Genomic DNA, 10,666 nt, shown 5'->3' on the forward strand with positions numbered 1-10,666 from the left:
CCTGACGGAGCGACCATGACCCCGACCCTGGTGTGGTTCAGAAGCGACCTGCGCCTGCTCGACAACCGCGCCCTGGCCGCCGCGGCGCGTCGCGGCCCGGTGGTGGCGGTGTATCTGCGCGCCCTGCCCCACTGGCGGCGCCACGGCCATGGCGCCAACCAGCTCGACTTCCGCGCCCGCGGCGTGGCGGCGCTGAGAGAGGGCCTCGAGGGCCTCAACATCCCGCTGCTGCATCGCGACATCGACGACTTCGCCGAGGCCCCCGCGACGCTGCTGGCCATCGCCCGAGAGACCGGCGCCGAGGCCCTGCACTTCAACCGCGAGTACCCGGTGGACGAGCTCGCCCGGGACGCCGCGGTGGTCGAGGCCTTCGAGGACGCGGGGCTCACCGCCACCGGGCACCATGACGCCGTGGCCTTCGCCCCGGGGGAGCTGCTCACCGGCAAGGGCGACTACTACGGGGTCTTCACCCCCTTCGCCAAGGCCTGGCATCGCCGGCTCGACGCCGAACGCCTGGCGCTCAGCGAGGCCCCTTCCCCCCAGGCGCCCACCGGGGTCGACAGCGACCCGCTGCCAAGCCTGCCCGCGCTTGCGGACACCCCCATCGACGGCCGCCAGTGGTCCGCCGGCGAGGAGGCGGCCGCCGACCGCCTGGAGCGCTTTCTGCGCTTCCGCGGCCGCCACTACGCCCGCCAGCGGGACTTCCCGGCCGTGCGCGGCACCAGCGAGCTCTCCCCCTACCTGGCGCTGGGCATGCTCTCCCACCGCCAGTGCCTGCAGGCGGTGCTGGCCGAGAACGACGGCCGCCTGGCCGAGGGCGACGCAGGCCTGGTCGCCTGGGTCAACGAGCTGGTGTGGCGAGAGTTCTACCGCCACGTGGCGGTGGGTTTCCCGCGGGTCTGTCGCCACCGCGCTTTCCAGCGCCATACCGAGGCACTGGCCTGGCGCGACGACGAGGAGGGCTTCGCCGCCTGGTGCGAGGGGCGCACCGGCTACCCCATCGTCGATGCCGCCATGCGCCAGCTGGTCGCCACCGGATGGATGCACAACCGCCTGCGCATGATCACCGCCATGTTCCTCACCAAGCACCTGCTGATCGACTGGCGACGCGGCGAGACCTTCTTCCTGCGCCACCTGGTGGACGGCGAGTTCTGCGCCAACAACGGCGGCTGGCAGTGGGCCGCCTCCACCGGCACCGACGCCGCCCCCTACTTCCGCATCTTCAACCCCACCACCCAGTCACAGCGCTTCGACCCCGACGGCCGCTTCCTCGCCGAGTGGCTGCCGGAGCTCGCCGCGCTGCCGGCGAAGGCGCGCCACGACCCGCCCCGCGACCTGCTCGGTGGCACCGGCTACCCGGCGCCCATCGTCGACCACAAGGCGGCCCGCGCCCGCGCCCTGGAGGCCTTCAAGGCCCTGAAGCGCGACTGAGCAGAGCGCCCGAGTCCCGGAGACCCCTCATGCCCGTCGACCCCCAGCTGGAAGCCTTCTGCGCCTTCTTCAATAAACTCGACAAAAACTGTACAAATAAGCTCTACGAGTTCTATACTCCAGGCGTCGTCTTCCAGGACCCGATGCACCGCATCGAGGGCGCAGAGGCGCTGGAGCGCTACTTCGCTACCTTGTACAGCAACGTGACAAAATGCCGCTTCGACTTCCACGAGCGGCAGCGCAGCGGCCAGGAGGCCTTCGCCGCCTGGACCCTGCACCTGGCCCACCCGCGCCTCGCGGGCGGCAGGGAGTACGCGGTCGAGGGATGCTCCCGCCTCACCTTCGCCGCCTCGGGCATCGGCCGCGCCCTGACCGAGCGCCTGCTGGCCCGCGGCGAGCGCGTGGCGCTGAGCTCGCCGGCGTCAGCCTGGCGCCCTGGCGACGGCGACCACGCCGCCGACGCGCCTGGCGTGCATTCCCCCAGCACGGACAGTAGACTAGGCGGCGAACAATATTCGACTCTCGGAATGACTCAGTGACCAAGCAACACTCCTTCGACCGCAATGAACTGCTGGCCTGCTCGCGGGGCGAGCTGTTCGGCCCCGGCAACGCCCAGCTGCCGGCCCCCAACATGCTGATGCTCGACCGCATCACCTCGATCACCGAGGACGGCGGCGAGCATGGCAAGGGCGAGCTGATCGCCGAGCTCGATATTACCCCCGACCTGTGGTTCTTCGACTGCCACTTCCCCGGCGACCCGGTGATGCCCGGCTGCCTGGGCCTGGACGCCATGTGGCAGCTGGTGGGCTTCTACCTGGGCTGGCTCGGCCACCCGGGTCGCGGTCGCGCCCTGGGCTGCGGCGAGGTGAAGTTCACCGGCCAGATCCTCCCCGACGCCTCGAAGGTCACCTACCGCATCAACATCAAGCGCGTCATCACCCGGCGCCTGATCCTCGGCATGGCCGACGGCACCGTCTCCGTCGACGGCCGCGACATCTACCAGGCCAACGACCTGCGCGTGGGCCTGTTCACCTCCACCGCGAACTTCTGACCAGGAGGCTTCCATGCGACGAGTGGTAGTCACCGGCCTGGGCATCGTCTCCTGCCTGGGCAACGACCGACAGCAGGTTCTCGAGGCGCTCAGGGAAGGGCGCTCCGGCATTCGCTTCAAGGAGGAGTACGCCGAGCGGGGCTTCCGCAGCCAGGTGGCCGGCGTGGTCGATATCGACCTCGACGCCCTGGTGGACCGCAAGCTGCGCCGCTTCATGGGCGACGCCGCGGCCTACGCCTACGTCAGCATGGCCCAGGCCATCGAGGACTCGGGGCTGGCCCCGGAGATGGTCTCCAACGAGCGCACCGGCCTGATCGCCGGCTCCGGCGGCGCCTCCAGCGCCAACCAGGTGGAGGCCGCCGACGTCATGCGCGAGAAGGGGCTACGTCGCGTGGGGCCCTACCGGGTCACCCGCACCATGGGCAGCACCGTCTCCGCCTGCCTGGCGACGCCGTTCAAGATCAAGGGGGTCAACTACTCGATCTCCTCGGCCTGCGCCACCTCGGCCCACTGCATCGGCAACGCCGTGGAGCAGATCCAGATGGGCAAGCAGGACGTGGTCTTCGCCGGTGGCGGCGAGGAGGAGCACTGGACCCTCTCCTGCCTGTTCGACGCCATGGGGGCGCTCTCCACCCACTACAACGACACCCCCGAGAAGGCCTCGCGCCCCTATGACCAGGCCCGCGACGGCTTCGTCATCGCCGGCGGCGGCGGCATGCTGGTGCTCGAGGAGCTGGAGCATGCCAAGGCTCGCGGCGCCAGGATCTACGCCGAGGTGACCGGCTACGGCGCCACCTCCGACGGCCACGACATGGTCGCCCCCTCCGGCGACGGCGCGATGCGCTGCATGCGCCAGGCCATGGCCACCGTCGACGGGCCGATCGACTACATCAACACCCACGGCACCTCGACCCCGGTAGGCGATGTCTCCGAGCTCAAGGCGATCCGCCAGGTGTTCGGTGACTCGACCCCGGCGATGAGCTCCACCAAGTCGCTGACCGGCCACTCCCTGGGCGCCACCGGCGTGCAGGAAGCGATCTACTCGCTGCTGATGATGGAGAACGACTTCATCGCCGCCTCGGCCAACGTCGAGACCCTCGACGAGCAGGCCGACGGCTTCGATATCGTCACCCAGCGCCGCGACGGCGTGAAGGTGGCGCGGGTGCTCTCCAACAGCTTCGGCTTCGGCGGCACCAACGCCTGCCTGGTGCTGGAGAAGCTGCGCGACTGAGCGCGCCGCCTCTCCACACCTCTGTATCGCCGTAACACGCTAAGGGCGCCCCATGGGGCGCCCTTGGTGTTTGGGTCAATCGCGCGGGCCCTTCTTGCCCGGGGCCAGGCACGCCCTCGTCGGCGCAGGCGTCATCGGCGATGACAACAGCTCCCCATCAGGCGGGCTGGCGCGCCTCGTCGTGCACCGGCCGCGGCACCTCGGAAATCTCGGCGAGCCTTGCCTCGATCCACGCCTCGGTCTCGGCCAGCACCTCCTCGGGAGTGCGCCCCGCGGTGGGGATGGGTTCGCCCACCACCAGCGACAGCCGCCCCGGGTTCTTCACCCAGTGGCGCCCCGGCCAGCGCTCGCCGGCGTTGTGCGCCACCGGCACCACCGGCACCCCGGCGCGGCAGGCGATCACCGCCCCGCTCTTGTTGTAGCGGCGCCGGCTGCCCGGCGCGACCCGGGTCCCCTCGGGGAAGATCAGCACCGAGAGCCCCTCCTCCAGGCGCCGCTTGCCCTGGGTGAGCACCTGCTTCATGGCGCGGGCGGGCCTGGAGCGGTCCAGGGCGATGGGGTGCAGCAGGCGCAGCCCCCAGCCGAACAGCGGGATGTTGAGCAGCTCCTTCTTGAGCACCGTGCACACCGGCGGCTTGAGCAGCTGCAGGTAGACGGTCTCCCACTCGCACTGGTGGTTGGCCAGGATCACGCAGGGGCCCTCGGGCAGGTGCTCGCGGCCCCGGATGTCGTAGCGCACTCCCACCACCCACCGGAACCAGGCGATGATGAAGTGGTTGTAGAGGTTGAGCAGGCGGTAGCGGGAGCGCAGCGGCAGGAAGGGCGCCGGCGGCAGGAACAGCACCCCGCACACCACCATGGCGAGGAAGTAGCCCAGGTAGAAGAGCAGGCTGCGCAGGGTGTTCATGCCCCCTCCTCCCCCGCGGTGCACTCCTCGGCATGGGCACGGCACCAGGCGTCCAACATGTTGCCGAGCTCCAGCCGCCACGGCTTCTGGTGCACGCCAAAGGCCTCCAGCACCCGCCGGCAGTTGAGCACGCGACGCAGCGGGTGGTCGTGGTGGTGGTGCAGGGCGCGGATGGGACCCAGCGGGCGATGGTCGCCACGCCCCTCGAGGCGGGTGGCGAGCTGGGTGCGCACCACCGAGACGAAGGTGTAGACGCTCACCGGCTCGGTGCCGGCCAGGTGGTAGCTGCCCCAGGCATCGGCGCCGCACTGCTGCTGCTGCAGCATGCCGACCAGCGCCATGGCCACGGCATCCGCCGAGGTGGGGCAGCAGGTCACGTCGGCCTCGCCACGCACCTCGCCGCCGGTGATCAGGGTATCGATCAGCTCGTTGAGCCAGGCATGGCTGCCCTCCAGGGCGAACAGCGGTCCCAGGCGCACGATCAGGTGGTGCGGATGCTCGGCGCGGATGCGATCACCGGTGGCCACCAGGCGGCGCAGGCTCTCGTCCCGCGGCCGCGGGATCACGTGCTCGTCGATGGGCTCGGCGAAGCCGTCCTCGTAAAGCTGGTCCGAGACGCACCACACCAGCGGGATCCCGGCCTCGCGGCACGCCTCCAGGCAGCGCTCCACCGCCTCGGCGTGGGCGGTGACCTCGGCCGGCGCGGTGACGATGGGCCGCGACAGCGGCGGGATCACCAGCGCATCCGGGGCCAGCGCCGCCAGCCGCTCGGCGTCCAGCGCCAGCCCCTCCTCGATGGTCAGCTCGGTATCCGAGCGGCGGTTGGCCTCCCGGGCCAGGGCCAGGCTCAGGCAGTGACCGGCGTCCAGTACCAGCAGCTTCACGGGCGCATCTCCCTCGGCATGGCGTCAGCGCAGCGCCTGCTCAGAACGGAATCTCGTCGTCGAAGTCATCGAAGCTGCCCGGGTCGGGCGCACCGAAGTTGCCGCCCTGCTGGCTGCCCTGCTGCTGGCCGCCGCCCTGGGCGGGGCGCTGCGGAGGTTGCTGGGGCGGACGCTGGGGGGCGCCGCCGCCCTGCGGCTGACCGCCGAAGCCGCCCCCCTGGGGCTGGCCGCCATAGTTGCCCTGGGGCGGCGGGCCACCCTGGGGCTGCCCGCCCTGGGGTTGACCACCATAGCCGCCCTGCTGGGGCTGGCCGCCGTAACCGCCGCCCTGGAAGTCGCCACCACCGCCGCGGGAGTCGAGCATCTGCATGTCGTTGACCACGATCTCGGTGGTGTAGCGGTCCTGGCCGTCCTGCCCCTGCCACTTGCGGGTCTGCAGGCGCCCCTCCACATAGATCTTGCTGCCCTTCTTCAGGTACTGCTGGGCGATCTCGGCGGTCTTGTTGAACATCACCAGACGGTGCCATTCGGTGCGCTCCTGGCGCTGGCCGCTCTGGCGGTCCATCCAGGTGTCGGTGGTCGCCAGGTTAACGTTGGCCACGGCGGTACCGGAGGGCGTGAAGCGAACCTCGGGGTCCTGCCCCAGGTTGCCGATGAGGATGACCTTGTTGACGCCACGGGCCATGCGGGACTCCTTGTTGTCATGAATACGATGTCATGAACGCGTTGTCATGACTGCTGCGTGTCGATCAGTCTCGCCAGCGCCTGCTCGTCGAGGCGCTGGCGGTCCACCTTGAGATAGGCCAGGCGCTCCTCGGGGACCACCAGCACGTCCTCCACCCCGGCCACCTCGGCGAACTTCGCCATCAGGGTCTCCAAGGCATCATCGCCGTGATCCTCGTCCAGTGCCACCACCTCGCTGGCCAGGTGCGGCGGCGGGCGCATGCCCAGCATCACCACGAACCACGCCAGCACCAGGACGGCGGCCCCCAGGAACACCGCGGAGAGGCCCCACTGCTGGGCCAGGGCCCCACCCAGCACGCCGCCCAGGAAGGCACCCAGGAACTGGCTGGTGGAGTAGACCCCCATGGCGGTACCCTTGGCGCCGGCCGGGGCCAGCTTGCTGAGCAGCGAGGGCAGCGTGGCCTCCAGCAGGTTGAAGCCCACGAAGAACAGCCACAGCCAGGCCAGCAAGGCCCACAGCCCCGCGCCAACCCACGCCAGGCCCAGCAGGCTGACCAGCATGGCGGCGATGGCCAGCAGCACCATGGCCTTCATCCGCCGGCGCTTCTCGGCCACCACCACCAGCGGCACCATGCCCAGGAAGGCCAGCGCCATCACCCCGAGGTAGGCCAGGCCGTGGCGCTCGGTGGCGATGCCGGCGTCGAGCAGCCGGAACGGCACCGCGACGAAGATCGCCATCAGCACCAGGTGGAGGGCGAAGATGGAGAGGTCCAGGCGCAGCAGCTCGGGGCGCCCCAGGATGCGCCCCAGCTGGGCGCGGTCGATGCCCACGTCGCGGTGACGCAGGCGACGCGGCGCGCGAGGCACCAGCTTCCACAGCACCGGCAGCCCCAGGGCGGCCAGGGCGGCGGTGAACCAGAACACCCCGGCGAGCCCGAAGGCCCCCGCCACCAGCGGACCCAGCACCATGGCCACGGCGAAGGCCACGCCGATGGAGAGGCCGATGGTGGCCATGGCGGCGGTACGCACCTGCTCGCGGGTCTGGTCGGCGAGCAGCGCCATGATCGCCGCGGCCACCGCGCCGCTGCCCTGCAGGCAGCGGCCGAGGATCACCCCGCCGATGCTGTCGGCGCTGGCGGCCACCACACTGCCGAGCAGGAACAGCAGCAGCCCGGCGGCGATCACCGGCTTGCGCCCCAGGCGGTCGGAGAGCAGGCCGAAGGGGATCTGCAGCGCCGCCTGGGTCAGGCCGTAGATGCCCAGCGCCAGCCCCACCAGCAGCGGCGTGGCGCCGGCCAGGTCGTCGGCGTACAGCGCCAGCACCGGCAGCACCATGAACAGGCCCAGCATGCGGGTGGCGTAGAGACCGGCCAGGCCGGTGATGGCGCGCCGTTCGGCGGGGAGCAGCAGCCCGGAGAGCTTGCGCATAGACGTAGCGGTTCTTCCCTGGAGGGGCGTCGTGCGCCCGGGAGTGGACCGCCTATTCTAGCGGCTCGCCACCACCCAGGGAAAGCCGGCGCCGGGTCGCGCTTTGCCGGCGCCGGACGCCGGCTCGTATAATGGCGCTTTTGCCGCGGCCACGAGGTGGGAATGGACAGGATTCTGGTCAGGGGTGCGCGCACCCATAACCTGAAGAACATCGACGTCGAGCTGCCCCGCGACAAGCTGATCGTGGTCACCGGGCTCTCCGGCTCGGGCAAGTCGTCGCTGGCCTTCGACACCCTCTACGCCGAGGGACAGCGCCGCTACGTGGAGTCGCTCTCCACCTACGCCCGCCAGTTCCTGTCGATGATGGAGAAGCCCGACGTCGACCATATCGAGGGGCTCTCCCCGGCGATCTCCATCGAGCAGAAGTCCACCTCCCACAACCCGCGTTCCACCGTCGGCACCATCACCGAGATCTACGACTACCTGCGCCTGCTGTTCGCCCGCGCCGGCACCCCACGCTGCCCCGAACACGGCGAGGACCTGGAGGCCCAGACCGTCTCCCAGATGGTGGACCAGGTGCTGGCGCTGCCCGAGGGCAGCAAGCTGATGCTGCTGGCCCCGGTGGTCAAGGGGCGCAAGGGCGAGCACCTGCAGCTGCTCGCCGAGCTGCGCGCCCAGGGCTTCGTGCGCGCCATGGTCGACGGCCAGGTGCTCGAGCTCGACGACATCGCCCCGCTGGACAAGAACAAGAAGCATGACATCAGCGTGGTGGTGGACCGCATCAAGGTGCGCGAGGGACTCCAGCAGCGCCTCGCCGAGTCCTTCGAGACCGCGCTGGGCCTCGCCGACGGCGTCGCCATGGTGCACTTCATGGACGGCGAGCAGGAGGACATCGCCTTCTCGGCACGCTTCGCCTGCCCGGTGTGCGGCTACTCCATCGCCGAGCTCGAGCCGCGCATGTTCTCCTTCAACAACCCCGCCGGCGCCTGCCCGACCTGCGACGGCCTGGGGGTGCAGCAGGTGTTCGACCCCGACAAGCTGATCAGCCACCCCGAGCTCTCGCTGGCCGAGGGGGTGATCAAGGGCTGGGACCGGCGCAGCGTCTTCTACTTCAACCAGCTCAAGGCGGTGGCGGACCACTACCGCTTCACCCTGGAGACCCCCTGGAAGGAGCTCGCCCGCCACGAGCGCGAGGTGATCCTCCACGGCAGCGGCCACGACGACATCGCCTTCCACTACGTCAACGATCGCGGCCGCAAGGTGACCCGCGAGCACCCCTTCGAGGGGGTACTGCCCAACCTCCAGCGCCGCTACCGCGAGACCGAGTCCAGCATGGTGCGTGAGGAGCTGGCCCGCTACATCGCCGTGCAGCCCTGCCCGGCCTGCGCGGGCAGCCGGCTGCGCAAGGAGTCGCGGCACGTCTACATCGACGAGCACACCCTGCCGGAGATGGTGCGCCTGCCCATCGGCGAGGCCTGGCGCTACTTCAAGGAGCTCGAGCTACCTGGGCGTCGCGGCGAGATCGCGGTCAAGATCGTCAACGAGATCCATGCCCGGCTGGAGTTCCTGGTCAACGTGGGCCTCGACTACCTCAACCTGGAGCGCAGCGCCGAGACCCTCTCCGGTGGCGAGGCCCAGCGCATCCGCCTGGCCAGCCAGATCGGTGCCGGCCTGGTGGGCGTCATGTATATCCTCGACGAGCCCTCCATCGGCCTGCACCAGCGCGACAACGACCGCCTGCTGCAGACCCTGGAGCGGCTGCGCGACCTGGGCAACACCGTGATCGTGGTGGAGCACGACGAGGACGCCATCCGCGCCGCCGACCATGTGCTCGACATCGGCCCCGGGGCCGGCGTCCACGGCGGGCGCATCGTCGCCCAGGGCACCCCGCAGCAGGTCACCGACGACCCGGAATCGCTCACCGGCCAGTACCTGGCCGGCACCCGGCGCATCGAGGTGCCGCCCTGGCGGATCCCCGGCAACCCGGAGAAGGTGGTGCGCCTCTCCGGCGCCCGCGGCAACAACCTCCAGGACGTCACCCTCGAACTGCCGCTGGGGCTGTTCGTGTGTGTCACCGGCGTCTCCGGTTCCGGCAAGTCGACGCTGATCAACTCGACCCTGATGCCCATCGCCGCCCGCGAGCTCAACCACGCCACCAGCCTGACGCCGGCGGCCCACGATGGCATCGAAGGCCTCGATCAGCTCGACAAGGTGATCGACATCGACCAGAGCCCCATCGGGCGCACGCCGCGCTCCAACCCGGCTACCTATACCGGCATCTTCACGCCGATCCGCGAGCTGTTCGCCGGCACCCAGGAGGCGCGCTCCCGGGGCTATAAGCCGGGGCGCTTCAGCTTCAACGTCAAGGGCGGGCGCTGCGAGGCGTGCCAGGGCGAGGGCATGATCAAGGTGGAGATGCACTTCCTGCCCGACATCTACGTGCCCTGCGACGTCTGCAAGGGCAAGCGCTACAACCGCGAGACCCTGGAGATCGCCTACAAGGGCAAGAGCATCGACGAGGTACTGGGGATGACCGTGGAGGAGGCGCTGGAGTTCTTCTCGCCGGTACCGGCCATCGCCCGTCGCCTGCAGACCCTGCTCGACGTGGGCCTCTCCTACATCCGCCTGGGGCAGAGCGCCACCACCCTCTCGGGCGGCGAGGCCCAGCGCGTCAAGCTGGCCCGGGAGCTGGCCAAGCGCGACACCGGCCGCACCCTGTATATCCTCGACGAGCCCACCACGGGGCTGCACTTCGAGGACATCCGCCAGCTGCTCGGCGTGCTCCATCGCCTGCGCGACCACGGCAACACCATCGTGGTGATCGAGCACAACCTGGACGTGATCAAGACCGCCGACTGGCTGATCGACCTGGGGCCCGAGGGTGGCGCCGGCGGCGGACGCATCATCGCCGAGGGCACCCCGGAGCAGGTGGCGCGCAACGAGGCCTCCCATACCGGGCGCTTCCTCAAGCCGCTGCTGGAGCGGGCCAGGGAGCACTCCGCTAAGGCGAAGAGCACAGCATAACCGTCAGGAGCAAGGAGCAAGGAGCA

The 10,666-nt window shown here is 70.2% G+C and carries 9 protein-coding genes; 5 read left to right on the forward strand and 4 right to left on the reverse strand.

The features are described 5' to 3' along the window. The first annotated feature begins 15 nt into the window (after window positions 1-15). The 4 genes from phrB to fabB are packed head-to-tail and all read left to right on the forward strand — an operon-like array spanning window position 16 to window position 3,713. Window positions 16-1,431 (forward strand): deoxyribodipyrimidine photo-lyase, encoded by a 1,416-nt coding sequence (gene phrB, locus Q673_RS32615; RefSeq protein ID WP_023006967.1) that lies wholly within the window; start codon window positions 16-18, stop codon window positions 1,429-1,431. Between the two features lie 29 nt (window positions 1,432-1,460). Next, complete coding sequence (locus Q673_RS35625; protein WP_023006968.1) at window positions 1,461-1,970, forward strand: nuclear transport factor 2 family protein; 510 nt, start codon at window positions 1,461-1,463, stop codon at window positions 1,968-1,970. Then, complete coding sequence (gene fabA / locus Q673_RS32620; protein ID WP_023006969.1) at window positions 1,967-2,482, forward strand: 3-hydroxyacyl-[acyl-carrier-protein] dehydratase FabA; 516 nt, start codon at window positions 1,967-1,969, stop codon at window positions 2,480-2,482. Before Q673_RS35625 ends, fabA begins: the two co-directional genes overlap by 4 nt. Window positions 2,483-2,495: 13 nt before the next feature. Beyond that, complete coding sequence (fabB, locus tag Q673_RS32625) at window positions 2,496-3,713, forward strand: beta-ketoacyl-ACP synthase I (protein WP_023006970.1); 1,218 nt, start codon at window positions 2,496-2,498, stop codon at window positions 3,711-3,713. A 157-nt stretch (window positions 3,714-3,870) separates the two neighbouring features. On the opposite strand, the gene Q673_RS32630 is transcribed toward fabB, so the two are convergent. The 4 genes from Q673_RS32630 to Q673_RS32645 are packed head-to-tail and all read right to left on the reverse strand — an operon-like array spanning window position 3,871 to window position 7,616. Further along, window positions 3,871-4,620 (reverse strand): lysophospholipid acyltransferase family protein, encoded by a 750-nt coding sequence (locus tag Q673_RS32630; RefSeq protein ID WP_023006971.1) that lies wholly within the window; start codon window positions 4,618-4,620, stop codon window positions 3,871-3,873. Continuing rightward, entirely contained in the window at window positions 4,617-5,504 is an 888-nt protein-coding gene (locus Q673_RS32635; RefSeq protein WP_023006972.1) for a sugar nucleotide-binding protein, read from the reverse strand. The genes Q673_RS32630 and Q673_RS32635 overlap by 4 nt, the downstream gene beginning before the upstream one ends. Window positions 5,505-5,544: 40 nt before the next feature. Then, window positions 5,545-6,189 (reverse strand): single-stranded DNA-binding protein, encoded by a 645-nt coding sequence (ssb, locus tag Q673_RS32640; protein ID WP_023006973.1) that lies wholly within the window; start codon window positions 6,187-6,189, stop codon window positions 5,545-5,547. 44 nt (window positions 6,190-6,233) lie between these two features. Continuing rightward, window positions 6,234-7,616, reverse strand: coding sequence for an MFS transporter (locus Q673_RS32645; protein WP_023006974.1), 1,383 nt, complete (start codon window positions 7,614-7,616; stop codon window positions 6,234-6,236). A gap of 162 nt (window positions 7,617-7,778) precedes the next feature. Between Q673_RS32645 and uvrA the strand changes: the two genes are divergently transcribed. After that, complete coding sequence (uvrA, locus tag Q673_RS32650; protein WP_023006975.1) at window positions 7,779-10,640, forward strand: excinuclease ABC subunit UvrA; 2,862 nt, start codon at window positions 7,779-7,781, stop codon at window positions 10,638-10,640. The last annotated feature ends 26 nt before the right edge of the window (window positions 10,641-10,666 follow it).

The organism is Halomonas sp. PBN3 (assembly GCF_000475415.1).
GTDB classification, from domain to species: Bacteria; Pseudomonadota; Gammaproteobacteria; order Pseudomonadales; family Halomonadaceae; genus Halomonas; species Halomonas shengliensis.

Coding starts and splice junctions, on each gene's coding strand:
- phrB (WP_023006967.1), top strand. CDS start 16: ATGACCCCGACCCTGGTGTGGTTCAGAAGCGACCTGCGCCTGCTCGAC.
- Q673_RS35625 (WP_023006968.1), top strand. CDS start 1,461: ATGCCCGTCGACCCCCAGCTGGAAGCCTTCTGCGCCTTCTTCAATAAA.
- fabB (WP_023006970.1), top strand. CDS start 2,496: ATGCGACGAGTGGTAGTCACCGGCCTGGGCATCGTCTCCTGCCTGGGC.
- Q673_RS32630 (WP_023006971.1), bottom strand. CDS start 4,620: ATGAACACCCTGCGCAGCCTGCTCTTCTACCTGGGCTACTTCCTCGCC.
- ssb (WP_023006973.1), bottom strand. CDS start 6,189: ATGGCCCGTGGCGTCAACAAGGTCATCCTCATCGGCAACCTGGGGCAG.
- Q673_RS32645 (WP_023006974.1), bottom strand. CDS start 7,616: ATGCGCAAGCTCTCCGGGCTGCTGCTCCCCGCCGAACGGCGCGCCATC.
- uvrA (WP_023006975.1), top strand. CDS start 7,779: ATGGACAGGATTCTGGTCAGGGGTGCGCGCACCCATAACCTGAAGAAC.